This is a genomic window from Algoriphagus aquimarinus (genome assembly GCF_007997215.1).
GTDB lineage: Bacteria > Bacteroidota > Bacteroidia > Cytophagales > Cyclobacteriaceae > Algoriphagus > Algoriphagus aquimarinus_A.
In genome coordinates, this window is sequence record NZ_VORW01000003.1 from 68,400 (window position 1) to 91,227 (window position 22,828).

At 40.5% G+C, this 22,828-nt stretch carries 19 protein-coding genes and 1 tRNA gene; 1 reads left to right on the forward strand and 19 read right to left on the reverse strand.

Features of this window, described 5'->3' with window-relative positions; genetic code table 11:
• Positions 1–7: 7 nt before the first annotated feature.
• The 15 genes from ESV85_RS07520 to ESV85_RS07590 all read right to left on the reverse strand — a co-directional run bounded on the left by ESV85_RS07520 (position 8) and on the right by ESV85_RS07590 (position 16,287).
• Positions 8–562 (reverse strand): DUF420 domain-containing protein, encoded by a 555-nt coding sequence (locus tag ESV85_RS07520; RefSeq protein WP_146916260.1) that lies wholly within the window; start codon positions 560–562, stop codon positions 8–10.
• Positions 543–1,217 carry an SCO family protein gene (locus tag ESV85_RS07525; RefSeq protein WP_146916262.1) on the reverse strand — a complete coding sequence of 225 codons (675 nt, stop codon included), beginning with the start codon at positions 1,215–1,217 and terminating at the stop codon, positions 543–545. Before ESV85_RS07525 ends, ESV85_RS07520 begins: the two co-directional genes overlap by 20 nt.
• A 76-nt stretch (positions 1,218–1,293) precedes the next feature.
• The gene (locus tag ESV85_RS07530) at positions 1,294–1,626 is read right to left on the reverse strand and encodes a cytochrome C oxidase subunit IV family protein (RefSeq protein WP_146916264.1); all 333 of its coding nucleotides are present in this window, start codon (positions 1,624–1,626) and stop codon (positions 1,294–1,296) included.
• An 18-nt stretch (positions 1,627–1,644) separates the two neighbouring features.
• On the reverse strand, positions 1,645–2,421 hold the full coding sequence (locus ESV85_RS07535; protein WP_146916265.1) for a cytochrome c oxidase subunit 3: 777 nt from the start codon (positions 2,419–2,421) through the stop codon (positions 1,645–1,647).
• Positions 2,422–2,448: 27 nt separating this feature from the next.
• A complete protein-coding gene (locus ESV85_RS07540) occupies positions 2,449–3,030 on the reverse strand; it encodes a heme-copper oxidase subunit III (RefSeq protein WP_146916267.1) in 582 nt (193 codons plus the stop codon).
• A 2-nt stretch (positions 3,031–3,032) separates the two neighbouring features.
• Complete coding sequence (gene cyoE / locus ESV85_RS07545; RefSeq protein WP_146916269.1) at positions 3,033–3,935, reverse strand: heme o synthase; 903 nt, start codon at positions 3,933–3,935, stop codon at positions 3,033–3,035.
• A gap of 2 nt (positions 3,936–3,937) precedes the next feature.
• Positions 3,938–5,014 (reverse strand): COX15/CtaA family protein, encoded by a 1,077-nt coding sequence (locus tag ESV85_RS07550; protein ID WP_146916271.1) that lies wholly within the window; start codon positions 5,012–5,014, stop codon positions 3,938–3,940.
• Complete coding sequence (locus ESV85_RS07555) at positions 4,998–6,881, reverse strand: cbb3-type cytochrome c oxidase subunit I (protein ID WP_146916273.1); 1,884 nt, start codon at positions 6,879–6,881, stop codon at positions 4,998–5,000. The genes ESV85_RS07550 and ESV85_RS07555 overlap by 17 nt, the downstream gene beginning before the upstream one ends.
• 18 nt (positions 6,882–6,899) lie before the next feature.
• Positions 6,900–7,931, reverse strand: coding sequence for a cytochrome c oxidase subunit II (locus ESV85_RS07560; RefSeq protein WP_146916275.1), 1,032 nt, complete (start codon positions 7,929–7,931; stop codon positions 6,900–6,902).
• Between the two features lie 24 nt (positions 7,932–7,955).
• Positions 7,956–9,248, reverse strand: coding sequence for a quinol:cytochrome C oxidoreductase (locus ESV85_RS07565; protein WP_146916277.1), 1,293 nt, complete (start codon positions 9,246–9,248; stop codon positions 7,956–7,958).
• Positions 9,249–9,250: 2 nt separating this feature from the next.
• Positions 9,251–9,976: a c-type cytochrome gene (locus ESV85_RS07570; RefSeq protein WP_146916279.1), complete on the reverse strand. Its 726-nt coding sequence runs from the start codon at positions 9,974–9,976 to the stop codon at positions 9,251–9,253.
• Between the two features lie 13 nt (positions 9,977–9,989).
• Positions 9,990–10,520, reverse strand: a complete 531-nt coding sequence (locus ESV85_RS07575; protein ID WP_146916281.1) for a DUF3341 domain-containing protein — start codon at positions 10,518–10,520, stop codon at positions 9,990–9,992.
• A 2-nt stretch (positions 10,521–10,522) separates the two neighbouring features.
• On the reverse strand, positions 10,523–11,887 hold the full coding sequence (gene nrfD, locus ESV85_RS07580) for an NrfD/PsrC family molybdoenzyme membrane anchor subunit (protein ID WP_146916283.1): 1,365 nt from the start codon (positions 11,885–11,887) through the stop codon (positions 10,523–10,525).
• A gap of 17 nt (positions 11,888–11,904) precedes the next feature.
• A complete protein-coding gene (locus ESV85_RS07585; RefSeq protein ID WP_146916285.1) occupies positions 11,905–14,988 on the reverse strand; it encodes a TAT-variant-translocated molybdopterin oxidoreductase in 3,084 nt (1,027 codons plus the stop codon).
• Between the two features lie 36 nt (positions 14,989–15,024).
• A complete protein-coding gene (locus ESV85_RS07590; protein ID WP_146916286.1) occupies positions 15,025–16,287 on the reverse strand; it encodes a c-type cytochrome in 1,263 nt (420 codons plus the stop codon).
• Between the two features lie 365 nt (positions 16,288–16,652).
• Here ESV85_RS07590 and ESV85_RS07595 point away from each other — a divergent pair.
• Positions 16,653–16,723 (forward strand) — tRNA-Cys (locus ESV85_RS07595).
• A gap of 56 nt (positions 16,724–16,779) precedes the next feature.
• Here ESV85_RS07595 and ESV85_RS07600 read toward each other — a convergent pair.
• The 4 genes from ESV85_RS07600 to ESV85_RS07615 all read right to left on the reverse strand — a co-directional run bounded on the left by ESV85_RS07600 (position 16,780) and on the right by ESV85_RS07615 (position 22,692).
• Complete coding sequence (locus tag ESV85_RS07600; RefSeq protein ID WP_146916288.1) at positions 16,780–18,048, reverse strand: PD40 domain-containing protein; 1,269 nt, start codon at positions 18,046–18,048, stop codon at positions 16,780–16,782.
• Positions 18,049–18,231: 183 nt separating this feature from the next.
• On the reverse strand, positions 18,232–18,825 hold the full coding sequence (locus ESV85_RS07605) for an outer membrane beta-barrel protein (protein ID WP_146916290.1): 594 nt from the start codon (positions 18,823–18,825) through the stop codon (positions 18,232–18,234).
• Positions 18,826–19,059: 234 nt separating this feature from the next.
• The gene (gene rpsA, locus ESV85_RS07610) at positions 19,060–20,850 is read right to left on the reverse strand and encodes a 30S ribosomal protein S1 (RefSeq protein WP_146916292.1); all 1,791 of its coding nucleotides are present in this window, start codon (positions 20,848–20,850) and stop codon (positions 19,060–19,062) included.
• A 276-nt stretch (positions 20,851–21,126) separates the two neighbouring features.
• On the reverse strand, positions 21,127–22,692 hold the full coding sequence (locus ESV85_RS07615) for a glycoside hydrolase (protein ID WP_146916293.1): 1,566 nt from the start codon (positions 22,690–22,692) through the stop codon (positions 21,127–21,129).
• Positions 22,693–22,828: the final 136 nt, after the last annotated feature.

Sequence of the window (22,828 nt, forward strand, 5' to 3'; positions counted from 1 at the left end):
TAGGTTTTCAATGAACATAATAAGGACTGATCATCAAGTAAACTATGACACCAGTGACTGTAACATAAAGCCAGATCGGGAATGCAAATTTAACAACTTTTCTATGCTTCACACGCTGATCTGTGTATCCATAATAGTAAGCAAAGAGGATAGGGAAAAGCGCCACTGCTGCCAACACTATATGGGTGAGCAATAAGAAATAATAAAGGCTACGAACCATGCCTTCTCCACCAAAGGATGTGCTCTCAGCAGCCGCATGATAAATCACGTAGGAAACCAGAAATATCGCTCCCAAGACAAATGCTACTGTCATTGAAGCACGATGAAATGGAACATTTCCTTTTTTGATAAACAAGAATCCTGCGATCAATGCTACTGTAGCAGCGGAATTCATCACTGCATTCAGATGAGGGAGAAAATAAACCCACTCCACACCCAGATTAAGTTTAGCTGGCATAAATATAAGCACTGCCACCGCTACCGGGATAATAACTGAAATGGCAATAATCCAGCCTTTCACTTTCCCTTCATTTTCCAACAAATTATTGTTCTTCGCTCGCATGTAATAGTACTTTAGTCTCCAACATCAATAAATCAACATCCTCACGAGATGTCCCGCTGTAATACCCCCTGATTCGTCCTATATCATCAACTAACACAAACTTATCACTGTGGACAAAATCATCCGGAACACCCAAACCATCCACACTAGGGATAATAAAGCCGCATTTGGCTAGATCATAAGTCTCTTGTACTCCACCTGTCAGAAAATTCCACTTACCAGCTTCCGCATGATGCTTTTCAGCATATTCTTTTAGAATTTCGGGGGTATCATAGGTTGGGTCTATGCTTATAGACATGATTTGTACTTGATCATAATCTCTGAACATATCATTTACCCGCTCCATTTCAGAAGACATTTTTGGGCAGATGCTGGGACAGGAAGTAAAGAAAAAGTCAACAATAGTGATCTTTCCCTCCATGTCTGTTCTCCCCACTATTTCTCCATCCTGATTGGTGAAAGCAAACTCAGGGATATAATGCTGAGTAGTATCAGCGATTGGACATTCTCTAAATGGATTGTCTACCCCTTTCTCAAAAAAGATAGGTATGTCGTAATTATTGGTTCCAAAGCCTTTAAGAAACAGGAAAATCAAAATGGGCACCAAAAGGATACATACCAATACAAACCCTTGTAATATTCTTATACTTCTCATAATATTTGGCTAACAAAAAAGAAGGTCAAAGTGTCCCACTTCAACCTTCTTTTTAATACATCTATAGAAATTCTGATTAAAACCAGCGCAGGGAAAATATATCTGAGCCTTCTTTGATAAGAACAATAATTAGCCAGAATAAAAATACGATAGGAACAAGAATGGAATAGATCATAGGTTTCACCTCGTCACCAAGGTGCATGAATTCCATCATGATGTATTTAGCTTTCCATATAGTCAAAGCCATAAACAAGACATAAAGGATAATTCCTCTAGGCATTGTGAAAGCCATCACAAATTCTGCAGTCGTAATAGCAAGCAAAATCAAGGCTGTTTTCCAGATTTTCTTAATCTTATCATCGTTCCTTGGAACAACGTTAAGAGTTGATTTATTTTCTTGAATATCCATAATTCTAATAGTTATAGCTTAGATCAGGTAGAATAAAGTAAATACAAAGACCCATACTAGGTCAACAAAGTGCCAGTATAAACCGACTTTCTCAACCATTTCGTAGTGACCTCTTCGATCATAAACTCCTACTGCTGCTTGATAAAACACCATGAAAAGAAGAACAACTCCGATTGTAACGTGGAAACCATGGAATCCAGTGATGAAGAAGAAAAGGTTTGCAAAAGATGCTGGACCATATTCATTGACTAGCAAATTAGCTCCAAATACTGTTTCAGTCACATTCTGACTAATGCCATTGATATAGTTCAAAACAGCACCTGCTTCTGAGCCATGGATGAAGTGATTCCACTCCCATGCCTGACAACTCAAGAAAGTAATACCTCCAAGAAGCGTCCAAAGCATCCATTTGACGACATCATTTCTGTCATTTCTATGCCCAGCCTCTACAGCCAATACCATCGTAACAGAACTTGCAATCAAGATGAAGGTCATCAAACCAACAAATACAAGTGGTGCATGAACTCCATGCACGAAAGGAATAGCATCAAATACCAATTCAGGAATTGGCCAGTATTCATTGGAACCTACAAACTCCTTGGCAGGTCCAGCATAAGCCGGGTAACTGACACGAATTGAAAGGTAAGTAATCAAAAAAGCGGCAAAAGTAAAGATATCCGAAAGAAGGAAAAACCACATCATGAGTTTTCCATAACTGGCTTTGAGTGGTTCGTTACCACCTCCCCAGACGCCTCTTTTCGAGCTTACTCCTATAGCAGTAGAATGCGCAGACATAAGATATTGATTTGTACTTGGTTTATTTTAATGATTCAAAAGCAAAAACATAAAGAGATATAACCACAATGCAGCTAGAAAATGCCAAAATGTTGTGGCCATTTCAAGTGTATTCATTGACTTGGAATGCACTTTATATCTAAAGGTCGAAATTAATACAATAATCAGAAATATCACACCACTGATCAAGTGAACAGCATGCAATCCTGTGAATACATAAAGAAATGATCCAGAGGGATTGCCTACGAAGAACACATTTTCATCGACTAAGGCTACCCAGCTGTACCATTGACCGACAAGAAAAGCGACTCCAAATAGAACTGATAGACTTAGGCCCACTCTAAGGCCAGCTAGATTATCCTTCTTTGCAGCTGAATATGCATACTGAAGACAAACACTACTCAGGATTACAATTCCCGAAGTATACCAGAAAATAGTAGGTAGATCATATTCTAGCCAGTTACCCTCTGATTGTCTTACAATGTAAGCACTGGTAAGTGCCGCAAAGATCATCACGATAGTGACTAAGAAAAGCCATAATGCAAACTTCTTAGGATGCATTGCAATAGGCTGATCCACTAAATCGACGTATTTAAGTTCTTTCTCCATCGTTACGGTAATTTATCCAATAAGTAAGCGATCTGTACAATAGGTAGGTACAAAAAGGATCCAAACATAATTCTCAGCGCAGATTTGCGTGAGCAATCTTTCATCAAGGAGAACGTCTGAGCAAGAAATAAAACTCCACACACAGTTGCTACTATACCTGATGTCATTCCTGTGAGTCCAAAATAGCTTGGTAGCAATCCTAGAGGTAAAAGGAATAAGGTGTAAATCATTATTTGAATAGCAGTGTTTAGATCTTTACCACCACCACTTGGCAATAGTTTGAATCCAGCTGCTTTGTAATCTTCATCTCCGACCCATGCAATAGCCCAGAAATGAGGAAACTGCCAGATAAATTGTATTCCGAAAATAATCAATGCTTCGTGGGTGATAGCACCCGTGGCCGCTGTCCAGCCCAAAAGCGGAGGTAATGCACCAGGAATAGCTCCGACAAAAACTGCTATTGGACCAACTCTCTTCAACGGTGTATATACAAATACATAAAGCACCATACTCAACACCCCCAACCAAGTGGTCAGTGGATTGGTGAAGTACCAAAGCAAGCCCACACCAATAACAGCAACTATGGAGGTAACCCAAAGTGCTTCTTGAAGGGAAATAAGTTTTAAGGGAAGTGGGCGATTCTGGGTCCGCTTCATAAGCTTATCCAAATCACGCTCCAAAATCTCATTTGCAGCACAAGATGCACCGCTGATTAAGAATCCGCCAAGTGCCAATCCTATAAAGCCAGACCAGCCAAAGCTCACGCCTCTATCTCCAAGTATGTAGCCGAATACTGCTGAGAAGGTAACCAAAGCTGAAAGCCTCAATTTGATCAACTCAGCGTAAGCTTTGATCTTGCTTACTACTAAACTACTAATATGGTCAGTTACTTCAACTGTCCTCATGATCAATTTGTATTTAATCGAAACTGAATGTTTTCTCTGATTTCAAGTAGCAACATGACTTGCACACCAATAATGAGAGAACCTAATAAGAGATGGATAGGCTGAAGAAATGCAGGAATACCAAAGTATGCCATTGCAATTCCTGTAGCTATTTCCAGTATAATCAGAATCATCAAGACCTGAGACCAAAGATCAACTTGAGATCTTCTAAGGATGTATTTAAATGCCCAAAAGAAGTACAAAACATGAATTCCAAGCAGAACTAAGGAAAAGGAACGGTGAATAAGGAACTCTAACCCAATTCGCCCTACCCATTCATCTCTAAGCATATCTCCAAGGGAAGAGGAGATGATATCAATCTGCTCCCTAACCTGTGTGCCCAAGACTATCTGAACAAGCATTAAGATAGTACCTACCAATAATATCAATTCAATTCTTCTTGGCACATCCATTTTCACCCCTTTACTTTTGATCAGCCTACCAGATCTATGATAAACATAGATCAATAGAGACACAAGCAACAACGCCAGCATCATATGGAATGTGATCATCCAGTGTAGCAAATTTGTAGATACTACAATGGAGCCGATCCAACCAATGAAGAGGACTAGGATGAGATTGAAAACAGATAGAATAGGAATCCATTTATCCATCTTACGGAGTGAGAATGACTTCCAAACAGTAAGAATTATCAATAACCCAATTGCAACGCCAGCCAATCGATTCAGATATTCAATCCAGGTTTTCACTGCATTAAACTCTTCCTCAATAAGAATTGACTTGTCGTTTGCTATTTCATTAGCCTTTTCTGAGAATCCTAATTTTTCAAGTGTTGCCACGAACCGTTCGTTCTTGGCTAATCTTTTATTGAGATATATCTCCTGATAATTTGCTGGCAGTTGATCCACACTTGTAGGAGGAATTACGCTTCCAAAGCATTTCGGCCAATCGGGACATCCCATTCCAGAACCGGAACTTCGTACTATCCCACCGATAAGAATCAGTGCATAAACAGCTATCACCGTGATTACACTCACACGGCGAAAGCTCTTTATAGATTTATTAGTGCTTTGCTTCATTAGAAACCAAAACTTCCTCTTCTTCTTTCATTATTTCCAACTCAACTTTCACCAATTCCTGCTCATGCGGAAGGTTAGATTCTGGAGTAGCAGAAAGAGGAACAGTCTGAGGAATGAAATCCTCCTCAGCGCCAGGCTTAGAATAATCGTATGGCCATCTGTAAACTGAAGGTATTTCACCTGGCCAGTTACCGTGACCTGGATGAAGTGGAGTAGTCCACTCAAGTGTATTTGACTGCCAAGGGTTCAATGTTGCCTTTCTACCTTTATACATAGAGTAGAAGAAGTTGAACAAGAAGATAAACTGAGCAGCGAAAGTAACGATAGCAGCAACTGACACAAACATGTTCAAATCAGTATACATGTTAGCAAACTCAAAGTTTGTCCAGCTATAATACCTTCTAGGGAATCCCGCAATACCGATGTAGTGCATTGGGAAGAATACCATGTAAACACCTACGAAAGTGATCCAGAAGTGAATGTATCCCAATTTGGCATCCATCATTCTTCCAAACATCTTAGGGAACCAATGGTATACACCTGCAATCATTCCAAAGAAGGAAGCAGATCCCATCACCAAGTGGAAGTGAGCTACCACAAAGTATGTATCGTGCAATTGAATATCAATAGCTGAGCTACCTAAGAAAATACCAGTCAATCCACCAGAAATAAAGAAGGACACTAAACCTATCGAGAACAGCATAGCTGGTGTGAAGATCAAGTTACCTCTCCAAAGTGTAGTCAAGTAGTTAAATACTTTTACCGCAGATGGTACTGCGATGATCAAAGTCAAGAACATGAAGATCGATCCAAGGAAAGGATTCATACCTGACACAAACATGTGGTGAGCCCAAACTACGAAGGAAAGAACAGTGATACCAAGCAAGGAAATGATCATCGCCTTATATCCAAAGATTGGCTTTCTAGAGTTTGTGGCAATTACTTCAGAAGTAATACCCAAAGCAGGTAGCAATACGATGTATACTTCAGGGTGACCTAAGAACCAGAATAAATGCTGATACAATACGGGGCTACCTCCTGTGTTTGGAAGAGCTTCTCCACCGATATAGATATCAGAAAGGTAGAATGAAGTACCAAAGCTTCTGTCAAATACTAATAACAATGCAGCTGCAAACAAAACTGGGAATGACAAAAGACCGATAACCGCAGTCAGGAAGAATGCCCAGATAGTCAAAGGAAGCTTTGAGAAAGACATCCCTTTTGTTCTCAAGTTAATAACAGTAGTAATGTAGTTGATACCACCCATTAGAGATGAAGCGATAAATAAAGTCATCGCTACCAACCAAAGAGTCATACCCAATCCTGATCCCGGTATAGCTTGCTCCAATGCAGATAGAGGTGGATATACCACCCAACCACCTGAAGCAGGTCCTGTCTTTAGGAATAAGGAGATAAACATGATCACACCGGAAAGGAAAAACAACCAGTAAGAAAGCATATTCATAAATCCAGAAGCCATATCTCTAGCTCCGATTTGTAAAGGAATCAGGAAGTTGGAGAATGTACCACTCAAACCTGCCGTCAATACAAAGAATACCATGATGGTACCATGCATGGTGACCAAGGCCAAGTAAAACGTAGGATCCAAATGACCTGTTTCATCTATCCAACCACCTAAAAGGGGGCGAAGGAATGACATGTCCATTTCAGGGAATCCTAATTGAAGTCTGAAAAGAACAGAAAGGAAACCACCTAAAAGGGCCCAAAACATACCTGTTACCAAGTACTGCTTTGCGATCATTTTGTGATCCTGAGAGAAAATATATTTTGTTACAAAATTATCATGATGCTCATGATCACCGTGATCGTGTGCTGCGTCATGATTTGCGACAGATGCTGTAGACATAATCTATAATTTTGTTTGTTACTTTTCGCTTAATTGAATTTCTGCAACCTCTTTCGTATCAGAAGGAAGTCCTGCCGCTAAGGAAGGATTCATTTGGATGAAAGACTTTTGCTCTGCATACCACTTCTGATAGGCTTCCGGCTCTACTACTTCGATGATTTTTTTCATAGAGAAGTGACCACGCCCACAGATTTCTGTACAAGCGATCTCATATTGAAATTCAGGATTGCCTGTTTCTTCTCTCATTTCAGCAGTAGTCTTAGTAGGCACAAACCAGAAACGGGTCGGCATACCAGGAACAGCGTCCATTTTCAATCTCATATGAGGTGCAAAAACTGAATGAAGTACGTCTCTAGCTCTGATTTTGAAAAGAACCGGCTCACCTTTTGGAATTACTACCACAGGAGAAGGAAAGTCATCAATTGCATTCTTATCTGTGAAATCAATACCATGAGAATTGGTAGCAGTGATCAAACGATAATCATAATCGCCTAAAACATTGTCTTTACCAGGATACCTAACTTCCCAAGCAAATTGATAACCCATGATTTCTACAACATGTGCATTCTCAGGAGCTGGTGCAGTGATGTCTGACCAAGCCATCCATCCAGAAATTACCAAACCTGCAAGCACGATACCTGGCACAATTGTCCAGATAACCTCTAGCTTATTGTTGTCAGGGTAGAAAGAAGCTTTACGCTTCTCACTGTACTGATATTTATATGGGAAAATGAAAAGCAAAACGTGAGTAATCAAAAACACTACTCCAGTAATCGCCATAGTAACCCAAAATAAGCGATCAGTAACTACACCGTGCTCAGATGCAATTGGTAATTGATAGTTGTGAAATTCTTTGATAGAATACCAGAACATCAAAATCCCCGTACCAACCAAGAAAACTATAAACAAAATTGCATTTACCTTATTACTCCCTGAAGCGACCTTTTTATCAGATCCTTTTACCACAGAGACTAACGTTTGGATTCGATATACCATCCATATTATGGAAAATATCAAAAGAACCCCTACTCCAATCAGAAATCCGTACATACCTTAGTTATTTCGGCTGTTTATTTAAATGTGATGATGATAGCTTTCTTCAAGCATTGGATGGTTTTTAGGAACTAGGTTCCCTTTTGCCAATCCAGAAAGGACTACAAAGGTAAAGGCCGCACCATATATTAGGAACATTCCTACTTCCATAAACCCAACTCCACCGTTGTGACCCAAAGTACCAGGCTGCACCATAAGGAAGAAATCAACCCAGTGACCTGCAATAATCAAAGCGCAAACTAGCTTCAAGAATACTCCATGTCTTTTAGAATCTCTTGTCATTAATAACAAGAAAGGAAGCACAAAGTTTAGAGCTAAATTCACAAAGATATATGGCCCATATATATCGCTAGACAATCTTTCGACGAAGTACACAGTTTCCTCGGGAATATTAGCATAATAAATCAACAAGAACTGAGAGAACCATAGGTAGGCCCAGAAGATTGTGAATCCAAATATGAACTTACCCAAATCATGAACATGATTTTCGTTTACCATCTCCAGAAGGCCTTTGCTCTTCAAGAAGATTGTGATCAAAGTGATTGTAGACAAACCTGCTACGAACCAAGAAGAGAATACATACCATCCAAACAAGGTAGAGAACCAGTGTGTGTCAATTGACATCACCCAATCCCATGCCGCAATAGATGAAGACACTGCGAAAAAGATCAAGAAAAAGGCTGACCAACTTCTGATTTTGTACCAGGATGAAGTACCACCGATAATGTCTTCATTATAGGTGAATTGTTGAAATTTCTTGAAAAAGAAAACCCAGAAACCAAAGAACAAGACCATTCTGAAAATATAGAATATAGGGAAAGTTCCTTTTGCCATAGGCCAATAGAAGAAAGATCCTTTTCCATCTATAATGCTATCATATTCCGGAGAAGCCTTATCAAAAAGATAAGCATGCGTCCAGTGAAACAAATCATGATTTGCTACAAAGAAAGTAACGATCATCAATACACCTGCGATTGGCAACCAGTTACCAAGAGAAAGCATTACTCTAAGAATAGCCGTGGACCATCCTGCCTGAGATGCATACTGAATAGCGAAGAAGAATACGCCGATGATAGCAATACCTGTAAAGTACACGTTATTGATCCAAATATTAGCATATAGACGCTCATACCAATGAAACGCATGACCTTCAGCTTCTGTCGCTTCGTGGTGTCCGCCTCCAAACATCGCCAGTACGATACCGAGAAGTAGTATTGCTGCGCCGATCCCCAAAACTGTAAATACAAGTTTTTTGGTCGATGCGGTGAAATCAAATTTTTGATCCAGATTATAGTGTTGTACGTCGTGAGCCATAATTAATTAGCTGGAGTTTCTACTGGTGTAACATCTTGGTCAGCTGCAACCTCTTCTTCCACAACATCTGCAGTTGCTGATGCATTGTCGGCATTCTGACCGCCTTGGAGTTCTTGCTTCACGTAGTGAACAATTTTCCATCTGTTTTCTGGAGTGATCTGAGAACCGTGAGCCCCCATTCTTCCTTTTCCTTTGGTGATCACATGAAAGATATGACCTTCTGAAAGTGCAGTGTAAGCGCCACCTGTAAGGTTAGCCACACCACCGATTATATTACCCACTGCACCATCTCCTTGACCACCTGCACCATGACATGGCGTACAGTACAATTTATACAACCTCTTTCCTTCAGTCAAAACAGCATCATCTAATTCGATAGGATTTTTCACAGTTGAACTTGCCTCTTCTATCTCAAAAGCTTTATATCGGTATGGCAAGTAGCCCTGCTTATTTCTAGGAACAGTATTAGCAACTGGTTCACGCATATTCATGTTGTGAGGGTTGTTAATATTACTATTGAAATATTCTCCTTTTCCATCTTCACGAGTTGAAATAAGATTTCCCTTCGTCTCAGAATCCATGACCTGGGTCAAAGGCTCATATGCAACAGAGTGATACATTTGAGGTGCAAATTCTAAACCTTGATTCTCCCCTCCGGCTCTACAGCTAGCAAGGGTGATCCCAGCCACTGCAATCCCTAAAATACTTAGTGTCTTAGCAATCTTCATTTTTCCAGATTTACTATTCAAAACTTTTTTTATTAACCTCTGATGCTCCAGAAGATTTCAATATCTCTTCGATTTTCGCCAACTCCATAGCTGAGTTATTAGCTATGTCGATTGCCATCACGTGCTTATCATCTGTGATTCTCAAATCAAAGATTCTAGGCTGAGCCCAAGGCTTCAGGTTAGTACTTACCATAAATACACCTACCATACCGAACGACGCTAATAATACAGTAATCTCAAAAGTGACCGGAATAAAAGACGGCAATGGGGCATTATCCTTACCACCAATGATCATAGGCCAATCAAAACCCATCATGTAAAACTGCATGGTCAAAGCTAATGTGATTCCCAGCAATCCAAATAAGAATGCCGCGATAGGCAATTTACTTCTCTTATAGCCGAGGTAATCATCGATTCCATGGACTGGGTAAGGTGAATACACCTCATGGATCTTAATACCTGAAGATCTTACCTGCGTGATTGCTTGAAGCAACACATCCTCATCTTCATAAACTCCAGTAACAAAATGTATATCTCTTTCCATGATTATTTATTCACTTTATCAGATGAAGACTTCAATACAGCTTTCACTTCTGCCATGTTAATTACCGGGAAGAATTTGGCAAACAGGAAGAATAGGGTAAAAAACAAGCCAAAGCTGAACACATAGATCCCCACATCTGTAATAGATGGGTAGAACATCGCCCAAGAAGATGGAAGGTAATCTCTGTGTAGAGAAGTTACGATAATAACAAATCTCTCAAACCACATCCCGATGTTAACAACAATTGACAAGGCAAAAGTAGCCACTACGGAAGTACGTATTTTCTTAATCCAGAAAAGCTGTGGAGAAATTACGTTACAAGTCATCATAGACCAGTAAGCCCACCAGTAAGGGCCGGTCGCACGGTTAATGAAAGCATATTGCTCTGCTTCTACGCCTGAATACCAAGCAATGAAAAACTCAGTGATGTAAGCAATACCTACGATAGAACCTGTAATGATAATTACAATATTCATCAATTCGATGTGTCCCATTGTAATGTAATCTTCCAACTTGTAAACTTTACGGGTAACGATCATCAGGGTCAATACCATCGCAAAACCAGAGAAAATTGCACCCGCCACAAAGTATGGAGGGAAGATCGTGGTATGCCATCCCGGAATTACTGAAGTGGCAAAGTCAAAGGATACAATCGTGTGTACAGAAAGTACAAGAGGTGTAGCCAAGCCAGCAAGGATCAACGAAACTGATTCGTATCTGCTCCAAGATTTGGCAGCGCCAACCCAACCGAATGAAAGAGCTCCGTAAATAATCTTTCTTAGACCAGTAGCTCTATCTCTAATAGTAGCGAAATCAGGAATCAAACCTATGTACCAGAAAACCAAGGATACAGAGAAGTAAGTGGAGATCGCAAACACATCCCAAAGAAGCGGGGAGTTGAAGTTGACCCAAAGTGAGCCGAAGGTATTTGGAAGCGGAAACATCCAATACATAGCTAACCATGGTCGTCCGGTATGAAGAACCGGAAATATCGCTGCGCAAATAACCGCAAAGATGGTCATCGCTTCCGCAGCGCGGTTAATGGATGTTCTCCATTTCTGTCTGAAAAGCAAGAGAACGGCTGAGATCAACGTACCGGCGTGGCCGATACCTACCCACCACACGAAATTGGTGATATCCCAAGCCCAGCCTACGGTTTTGTTAAGACCCCACATACCAATGCCTTCCCAGACGGAGGCAATAACAGCTATAGATCCTAGCGCCAAAACACCGACAGAAGTAAGGAAAGCTAGAAACCACCTGATATTCGGCTTTGATTCTACATGGCGCGAAATATCGTGTGTCACGTCATGGTAGGTTTTACCCCCGGTAACTAACGGATCGCGTACGGATGAAGTAACCTGCATAGTTTAATAAATTTTGATTACGCTTCGTTTAAGTCTTTATTTCTGATTTTGGTAAAGTACCAAACGTTTGGACTCACGTTGATCTCCTCCAATACATGGTATGCTCTTTCCTCATTCACTTCTTTCAGCGCTGAAGTAGTATCCTCCTTGATCTTAAGAAGTTTGTAAAGATTGCTATTTGTGTCGTTCATATCTCCGAATACCAAAGCATCTGTAGGACAAGCTACAGCACAAGCTACATTGATGTCTCCATCCTTCACTTTACGCTTCTCACGCTTAGCCTCCAACTTACCAGATTGGATTCTCTGAACACACATGGAGCATTTTTCCATGACACCACGTGCACGAACGGTCACATCTGGATTCAAGACCATTTTACCCAAATCATCATTTTGAGCTACATTGACTCCAGCGAAATCTTTGTTATCATGGTATTTGAACCAGTTGAATCGACGCACTTTATACGGACAGTTGTTTGCACAATATCTAGTACCTATACATCTGTTGTAAGTCATTTGGTTTAGACCCTCAGTAGAGTGGGTAGTTGCAGCCACAGGGCAAACAGTCTCGCAGGGAGCGTTGTTACATTGCTGGCACATCATCGGTTGGAAAGTAACTTCAGGATTCCCTGCAGCCATTTCCATTGCGCTCAAATCATCCGCCGGAGCATCTGAAGAATAGTAGCGATCAATTCTGATCCATGCCATCTCTCTTCTGTTCAATACTTCCTGCTTACCTACTACTGCCACGTTGTTTTCAACCTGACAAGCAACAGAACATGCAGAGCAACCGATACAAGAGTTCATATCGATAGCCAATCCCCAGTGATGCTGAGAATACTGGTGACCGGACCAAAGTGAAATCTTAGATGGTTTTACAAATTCACCATCCTTGTAGATTTTTGGATGATATCTGCCTGCGGAAGCATCTTTTTGATATTCGCTCAATACAGATTCCTGGATTACGTTTTCACGTCCCATGAATGTCTGATGAGTTTGGGTACGAGCAATTCTATAAGAATCTCCAGTAGCAGAAACTTCTACCCCAGAAGTAATATCGAAATTAACAAAGCCTTTGGAAGCATCTAGCAATTCGTAAGCGTTTACACCTACTCCATTTGCTACTCGACCAGCTTTTGTTCTACCGTATCCTAGTGCCAAACCGAAAGTACCTTCTGCCTGACCTGGTTGAATCAGAATCGGAACGATCAAAGACTTGCCATTTACAGAGATAGAAGCTTTGCTAGTTTCACCTTCATACATGGTCACACCGTTATCGGTAGCCCATTTCTGAGAAACAGTCAGGTAGTTATCCCAAGTTGCCTTAGAGATCGGATCTGACAATTCTTGCAACCAAGGATTATTTGCATAAGTACCGTTACCGATACCTACTTTAGTATACATCACCAATTCAGGAGAAGTATTGTCAGCAGTGTAGGCTTTTGCCACTGCAGACGCAGAAGCATTAACATCTCCAACTGGAGCCAAAGCTTCAGAAGTAGAGCTGATTGCTAAGACTCCATTATATAATGTCTGATCCCAGAATTCCTGAAACGTTCCGCCAGTTTCTACCTGAGTGAACACATTAACTTGCCAGTTACTTTGAAGGAAATCATAGTACGTTGTTGGATTTCCAGCCCAAACCAAGAATGAGTCTTGTGCTTGTCTTGTATCAAAAAGCGGAGTGATGGTAGGCTGAGCTAAAGAAAAGTGCCCTTTCTTTGGCTCGAAGTCATTCCAAGACTCCAAGAAGTGATGATCTGGTGCTACTATTTGTACCAAAGAGGACGTTTCATCCAAGGTACCATTAGTGGATATGGTTACTTTTGCTTTTGGAAGTCCAGCGGCGATTTCAGCCCCTCTGGCAAAATCATAAACTGGGTTACAGTTGTAGAAAATAACCCCACCAACTTTTCCAGCATTCAAATCAGTTACAAACTGATTCATTTTAGCATCATCCCCTTTTCTATAGTAAGCAGGATTAGCAAAATCTACTGTTGTTCCGTTGCTACCAAGCAATTCATTGATTGCATTGATTACGACTTGAACATTTGGATCATTTGATCCAGAAACAACTAGAGAAGCACTCTTGCTAGCCCAAAGGTCAGCAGCAGCTTTTTCTAAATGTGCTATCTCAACCGCTGGAGCTGATACTGTAGCTGCACCTGCTTTCTTAGCAATCGCATTGTATAGGGCAAGAACTGCCAAACCGCTTTGAGAAGCTTTGATTGGAGTTCTATAATCAGCATTTGCGCCAGCAAGAGACAACGTGGATTCAAACTGATAATGTCTGGACATTTCAGGTTTTTCCTTGCTGATTTTTCTTGTTTGAGCATACTGACGGGCAAATTCAATTGGAGAAATCCAAGATCCTAGGAAGTCAGCTCCGAAGGATACGATTGTTTTTGCTTTGTCAAAAGAATAAGAAGGAAGAACTGCTGAACCGTAATATGTCTCTGCCGCATTTGTAATACCGTAATTCGAAAGTGGATCATACATGATCACTTCTAACTCGCTATTAATGTTTGCCAATTGCTGAATTGTCTCCAAAGTAGAAGGTGAAATGATCGTATTTGCTACGATTTTCACAGATCCAGCAGAAGATAGCGCAGACTTGGCTTGTGCATCTACTGTTTTCCAGTCAGATGGTTGACCACCGCTATAAGGAACTGCCAATCTTTCTTTATCATATAAAGAAAGGACAGAAGCCTCTACGATCGCATTTACTTTTCCTTTATTAATAGGAGAAAGCTCGTTTCCGTCAATTTTGATCGGACGACCTTCTCTTGTCTTTACTACAATAGAAGCATAATCGCCACCAGTAGAATAAGTAGAAGCATAATAGTTAGGAATAGATGGGTTGATATCAACCGGCTTATTCACATAAGGGATCATCTTTCTTACAGGAGCCTCACACGCTGCCAAAGAGGCTGCTGCTAAGCTGAATCCCATTACTTTCAGAAAGTCTCTTCTGGTAGCACTACCCTCTTCGTTGAGTGTAGAAGGAAGCTCAGGGAATTCCCTGTCCGCGTTCTTTACAAACTCTGGATCGTTGTTGAGCTGCTCAAGCCCTTTCCAGTACGTTTTTTTATTTTCCTTCATTTTATGATGTAATGAATTTGCGAAAAGAATAATGAATTAATAATGGCACTTAGCACACTCCAGACCACCGATGTCTTTTACTTTCAAAGCATCTTTAGAGTCCGAATGAACTTGAACCAACTTATCATAATAAGCATTGCCTTCGGTGGTGATTTCGGTCTGTCTGTGACAGTCTATACACCACCCCATGGTAAGCGCACTATGCTGTCCGACAACTTCCATTTCCTGAATAGGACCATGACAAGTTTGGCATTCGACCTCTCCCACTACTACGTGCTGAGAGTGATTGAAATAAGCCAAATCAGGAAGATTGTGAACCCTCACCCACTCGATCGGCTGATTATTATCAACCGCATCGTAGATTTTCTGAATTTCTGGAGAAACACCTTCTTTACCTTGTACATTCTGAACATGTGTGTGACAGTTCATACAGATGTTAGCTGAAGGAATATTTGCTGATCTTCCGATTTCTACACCAGTATGGCAATACTGACATTCAATCTCTAAAGTACCCGCGTGAAGCGCATGTGAATATGCAATAGGTTGTGTAGGAGCATATCCTTGCTGAATACCTACAGAATAAAGTCCGTCTAAAGCTGTCTTCGCTACTAATGCAATGACAAGCGCAGTCACAATAACCACAAACATGTCGCTCTTAAACACTTTACCTAGGTTAGTCTTCTGATTGACAAACTCTTTGTCGTCTTCATCAAGATCTTGCTTAGTCAGGTATTTGGTCAATACAGAGATAATTAATCCCAATACCACCAAAATCAATAAAAGTACAACCACTAACACCCCTAGAATTACAGTAAGGTATTCATTTGGAATGCCTCCTCCAACTGCAACTGCACCACCTTCAACACCTGCAGTTGCGGCTGCTGCGGCTGGATCAACTTTATCACCAAACTCGATGTAAGCCAATAGGTTGTTAAGATCGTCATCAGTCAAAAACTCATGAGCTGGCATTGCCAAATTATTGAAGTCCTTGTATAGACCTGCATAATAAGCATTACCAGAGGCGATTACTGCGCCAGAATTTTTGATAAAAGTCTTAACAATTTCAGCAGGCTGCCGATCTGTAGCTCCACGCAAAGCTGGACCTGTGTATTTTTGATCAAGCTTGTGACACTGCTTACAATTTGCATTGAATACAGCCTTTCCTGCTGCTACTGCTTCATCGCTACTATCAACTGCCGGGTCTGCAGCAAAGGCCTGCGTCCCGATCAGCATGAAAAACAGCACTGCCAGTGTGTGGAAATTCAATCGAACCCCTACTAACGAGCGTTTAGATAACATATTATAGCTAATTAAATAGTTTATGCGGTTTTTTATAACCCTTGCAAAGGTACTACCCGAAGCCTATTTTTCAAACTTGTATTGATGGATGGCAGATAGTAGAAGTGACCTCCATTTGAATTCATATACTACTGTATTACAGTTAATTGAGTATAATTTTCACATTAAAAAATAATTTAGAATCTTTATAAATAGAATGTATTTCGCAACCTTTCTAAACTTGCATTGAAATCCAACGATACAAGCCTCCGGATTATTGAATTCAAATTAATGAAGAAGCCATTTTGACATCAAAGATTTAAAAAAATTAGATGCTTTATTGCAAGGGAAAAGATATTAACTACATTTGCATTCCAATTCTGATTGGTCGAGTGGCCGAGTGGCTAGGCAGAGGTCTGCAAAACCTTCTACAGCGGTTCGAATCCGCTCTCGACCTCAATAAAAAAGCATCCCGAATTCGGGATGCTTTTTCTTTTTTAGCTTGTGCATAACTTATTTTTCTACCAAGTCAGAAACATCCAGTCGCAGAAGCTTGGTTCCCCCTTGTTGGTCAACGATATTAACGTACAACTTATCTACCCTCCAGCTGAGACCCACAATACCAATATTGATCCACCCACTTTCGTGAAAGTCCGTCACTTGGATCAATTGCTGCGTACTGATATTCTTAATCCACACTTGTGCATTTCCCGTGCGATCTGAGACAAAAGCTAAAAGATCAGGTTCTGAAACAGAAAATGATGGATTACTGTCATTCCAGTCAGAAACTACAAAGTTCTTTAATACAGAAGGACTAGCCATAGTAAAGCCAACTACATCATACGAAAAGCCACTCTCTGTTTCCTTTGGATAGGTTACGCCATATGCTATGCTTTTTTCCTCAGCAGAGTAGTTCACCCCTAAAATAGGGGTATTCAAATTTGCAATGTCCTCAACATCTCGAAGTGCATTCTTCCGGGTTGTAGCTTTTTCAGAGAGATTATACGAAATAATACTTTGGTCCCCTGCCTCCAAACTATCCAAAAAATAGATCAGCGTGGTATCCCCCGCTCCAAAGACGGGAAAATAACTTAGAAACGAATCACTCACAATTTCATTAACCGAATTTGATGCCACCTTGTATTCTTTGATCCCTGAAGCATTCCCTTCATTACTCACAAAGACCAATTTATCACCATTAGCTGACCATGATGAATATCGGCCATTCTCACTAATCAACTTCTCAGATTTGTCGCTAAGGTCATACAGAAAGAGCCTTTGAGAACCTCCACCCGCTTTAGAAACTGCAAAAGCAATCTTTTCTCCACTTGGCGAAACTTGCGGATAAGTGATGTAATCAAATCCTTCCTTTTGGAAAACTGATTCTGGCACAGGAAGGTCATTGGGCACCACCATTACGCGATTCGTCTTATTACTCACATTCGCTCGCTTCGCAATTACATAAAACTCTTGTTTTACGCCTAGTTCCAAGCCCTCTACTAGAAATGACATTTGACCTGCCTGCGTTTCTGCCAATTTGTAATTGGTCGTAGACGTAAGTGACTTTGTCCAGATCTCATAAGTTGTTGCGGGTACAGTAGAAGGACAGAAACCAGCACAAATCTGAGCTGAAGTCCACGTAAGTTGCACCTTGCCGGACTCCATTAATTGAGTAGAGAGTGTAGGAATCTCTAGAACACTTCCATCAGGAATAGGATCATCAAATTTTTTGCAGGATGAAAAAATAAGAATCAGTATAAGTGAGGTAATAATTGTTCTCATGTTGGTTTGGTTTAGTAGGGTTGACTTTACTTAGATTTTAATTGCTAAAATTAGATCATTCATCACCTCCACAAGGCTATCAACTAAGAATTAGATGCAAATTATTGGATAAACAACAACTTATCACATGCTGTGCCTTCAAATCCTTAGTAGGTAATGCTAATTCAAGTAGTGAAATAGTCTCTAAAAAAGATAGCCTACTCCAAACTGAACTCCCAGCTCTTGCAAAATTTGCTTGTAGTTCTCTTCTTTTTCAAAAGGAATCACATTATGTCTCTTATAATTAGGAAAAATAGAGAAAGAAAACTTCTCAGTTTTTACTTTTGCACCAAGTCCCACCAAGAAACCAACCCCACTTTGATCGGAGAAATTATTCTCTTCTGATAACTGGAAATCTAAGATTGGTCCTGCTGCTGCATAAAAAATCTTCCCTAAGGCATATTCTGCATAGACAGGAATGGAAAGCATCTTGAATTCCTGATTGTAAGGATAAGGCAGGCCAGTCTCGTTGCACAATGGACAACTGCTAATTTCAACCTTAGCAAAAGAGTAATTCAAGCCTCCACTTAATGAGAATCTTTCACTTACGTTTTTAAAAATTAAAAGACCTACTTCTCTAAAGCTCTCAATATCCACAGAGCTTGCTCCATCCAGATCTTCGTTCCAATTGGCCATAGCTCCTGAAACGCCAAAATACCCTCTCACCTCTAACCCAGATTGTGCAGTGACCGAAAAACTAATTAAAAGGATAAATGATAGTAAAAGTGCATTTTTCATAAGACCATAATTAAAGATAAAACTAGTTTAGGCAAGACGAAAGTAGTAGCCAAAGTGCTACAAATCAATTTCATAAAGGATCTATTTTTCTAGATGCAAGTCCAGCTTCTGGAGAAGCAGGACAACAAATAGGTATCTGTTAAACCACCTGTGATCTTAGCTATTAAATTTTTTCGCAAAAAAAACGCCGACTTTTCAGTCGGCGTTTCATATTTAGGAATTTCAAATTTGAAATTATTTTTTCCCTTCCATTTGCTCTTTCAATTGAGTCAATGCATCCAAGTCACCAAGAGTTGACTTCTCTGCTGGAGCTGAAGATGAAGAAGAAGAGTTAGAAGTAGAACCTGATTCAGGCTTCTTCTTATTAACTTCTTTCTTAGCTGGCTTAGCAGACGTGTCTTCTCTGAACATTGCAGTGTGAGAAAGAACGATTCTCTTATCATCTTTAGAGAATTCAGATACTTTGAAGTCCAAAGACTCACCAACCTCTACTTGAGATCCGTCTTCTTTTTCCAAGTTCTTCACAGTAGCAAATCCTTCAAGACCGTATGGCAATTCAAGAACTGCACCTTTGTCATTCTTAGAAACTACAGTACACTTATGAACTGATCCGATAGGGAATACAGATTCGAAAGTATCCCATGGATTTTCTTCCAATTGCTTATGACCAAGAGCCAATCTTCTGTTGTCTACGTCTAGCTCAAGAACAGCTACTTGTAGCTCGTCTCCTACTTTCACAAACTCAGATGGATGCTTGATTTTCTTAGTCCAAGAAAGATCAGATACGTGAACCAAACCGTCGATACCTTCTTCCAATTCAAGGAATAGACCGAAGTTAGTCAAGTTTCTTACCACACCTGTGTGCTTAGAACCTACAGCGTACTTAGTACCCATGTCATTCTTAGTCCATGGATCTTCAGTCAATTGCTTGATACCAAGAGACATTTTTCTGTCGTCTTTGTCCAAAGTCAATACTACAGCTTCGATTTCGTCACTAACTTTCACAAAGTCAGCAGGATTTCTCAAATGCTGAGACCAGCTCATTTCAGAAACGTGGATCAAACCTTCAACACCTGGAGCAAGCTCAAGGAACGCACCGTAGTCAGCTACGTTTACGATCTTACCTTTAACTCTAGATCCGATTTCAAGGCTAGATGCCAAAGAATCCCAAGGATGAGCAGTAAGCTGCTTCATACCCAAAGAAATTCTCTTCTTATCATCATCAAAGTCAAGAACCACAATCTGAACTTTCTGATCAAGTTGCAATACTTCTTCTGGATGATTGATACGTCCCCAAGAGATATCTGTAATGTGAAGAAGACCATCTACACCACCTAGATCGATGAATACACCGAAGTTGGTCATGTTTTTGATCACACCTTCCAATACTTGACCTTTCTCAAGGTTGTTTAGGATCTCAGCTTTTTGCTTCTCAAGATCCTTCTCGATCAACACTTTGTGAGATACTACTACGTTATCATTTGCGTGGTTGATTTTCACCACTTTCACTTCCATTTTCTTACCTACATAGATATCGAAATCTCTGATAGGTTTCACGTCGATCTGAGAACCTGGCAAGAATGCTTCTACACCGTAGATATCTACGATCAAACCACCTTTAGTTCTTCTTTTCACCAAACCTTCAATCACGTTGTCATTCTCAAGAGCATCTTCGATGTCCTGCCATGCACGTACGATCTTAGCTTTCTTACGGGAAAGGATCAACTGACCAAGCGCGTTTTCTTGCTCTTCGATGAATACTTCTACAATATCACCTGGCTTGATGCCATCAAGATCTCTGAATTCAGAAAGAGGAACCAATCCATCAGATTTGAAACCGATGTTGATGATTACGTCCTTGTCATTAACACCTACTACAGTGCCTTTGATTACTTCTTTCTCAGTGATCTCGCCTAATGTACCTTCGTACATTGCGGCCATTTGCTCACGCTGTTCTTTGGAATAGCCTTCACCAAAACCTTTGGTTTCGAAGTTGTCCCAGTTAAATTCTTCTTTGTTAGACATAATAGTACAAACCCTGAATAGCAATAGTCCTCGGGTCAGCGAACTATCGTTTTTAGTTGTAAATCAATGTATTAGGCAAGCCAAACACACTCCATTCACCCGAACGGATTGCAAAGGTAGGGAATTATTGACAAATGAGGAATTCTAGCCAAAAATTTGGATTGGAAATGTGAGCGACTGATTATCAATACCGTCTACTCCTGGCGCATAGAGGCACAATCACCTTAACACCTATCATTTAGAACAACTAATTGTATACGATAATCTGTCCATACACTACCTCTCAGTCACCGCTGTCACAATAGATCTGGCTGGAATAACGATGCTATTTACTGATACATCTATTACTTCTGCTTCCAAATCCTTATCCTTTGAGGTGATGTAAAAACTCTTGATTGATTTGGAACTACCGTCCTCGGACAAACTCACTTCTACATCCTTAATTCCAGAATTCACGAATACCAATACCGTTTCATGCTCGTCGGCGGATGAGTAAGCAGAAACCAACAAATCTGGAGACTGTTGCTTTTGACTATTTATTTCTACTGCAAGACGCTGAAAGCCTGGGCGGATAAATCTGCTATAATTACCCAACGCCCAGAGCATTTTGCTTTCATAAAATTCTCCGTCTTCCTTGTTCTTATCGATATAGATTAGGCCATCCTTATAATTATAAGGTGAAATCGCAATCCACCAATGCCAAGCACTCGCATTCGAAACCGTGAGATCATTATGAATTACCTTAGCTATATAAAGTGCCGGATCAATCCCCAAATCTCTCCCGTTTCCATTTATTTCTCCTCCGTTGTCTCCCAATATGCAGTATTCACTCATCCAGTAACTCAGTCCTTCCACTGTTTGAATCGTTGAATTAAGACTCATTCGCAGCTGTACAGCTGATTCGTATGGAGATGTGGTGAAATAACTATGAGCTGAAATCGTGCGACTCAGATGCTTGAGATCACCGATGTAATTCGAGGACGCTGGATTAAAGAAATCCGTAATCTGCTCCCCTCGCCCATCCTTATCCGCTTGCTCATATAGATAATTGATTTTACCAGCTTCGGCGATATCGATCTTCGTCGTTAGATTATTTTCCTCCAACGCTTGGTCTACTGCTTTTGCAATTCCTGCTATTTCATCGTTCCAGAAGGGTGTTCCTTCCTGCCCTCCATCAGACCAATCCCATTGGGGCTCATTCACCGGACTCACATAGTCCACCTTCAGTCCTTTTTCACTCAGCCCTTTAATAACCTGAGCTAGGTACTCGCCAAAAGCAGGATACTTATCCTCCTCCAAATTTGATTGTCCATCCTTTGCGTAAGCTTTTCCAGTCTTGGTCATAGATATGGGAGGACTATTTGGGAAAATCAACAATTTACCCACTCCATGCGCTCTAGCGGCTTTGGCAAACCAAACTTGGCCAGCTTGCTTAGTCCAGTCATAGGTTCCATCCGCATTCAGAAATGACTCCGCTCTCCTCCACTCGTCCCTGATTCCACTTTGCTCGCCTTGCTCAGCACTGCCTGCACCAGCATTAAACCTCCACATTGACAGTCCTATTCCCTTGGGATTTCCATGAGCATCGGCCTCACTGCTAAAAAGCAATTCTGCGATTGCATTCTTTTTTTTCTCTGGCCAAAGTCCCACAAACTGAGCCGACCAAGCATCTGAAGCACCAAAATGCTCTATCACCTGATGAGTTTCATTGGTGATTACATTAATCTTTAAAGTCTCTTCAGGAGTTGCATTCGTCTGTTTTTCCTGTGCCCAACTCTGATTGAGCAATAAGACAAAGCAGGTCGCAAAATAAAACGCCTTGGAAAGAAGTGTTTTCTCCATCATATTTCTAATTATCATATCCTATCCATTCAAAAAAAGGGCAAACTTAAAAGCATCCCTTCAAACTATTAATAACTTGGGTTAAATATCCAAGATTGACTTACAGAATGACTCTTTACTACGAAAAATAAAAAGC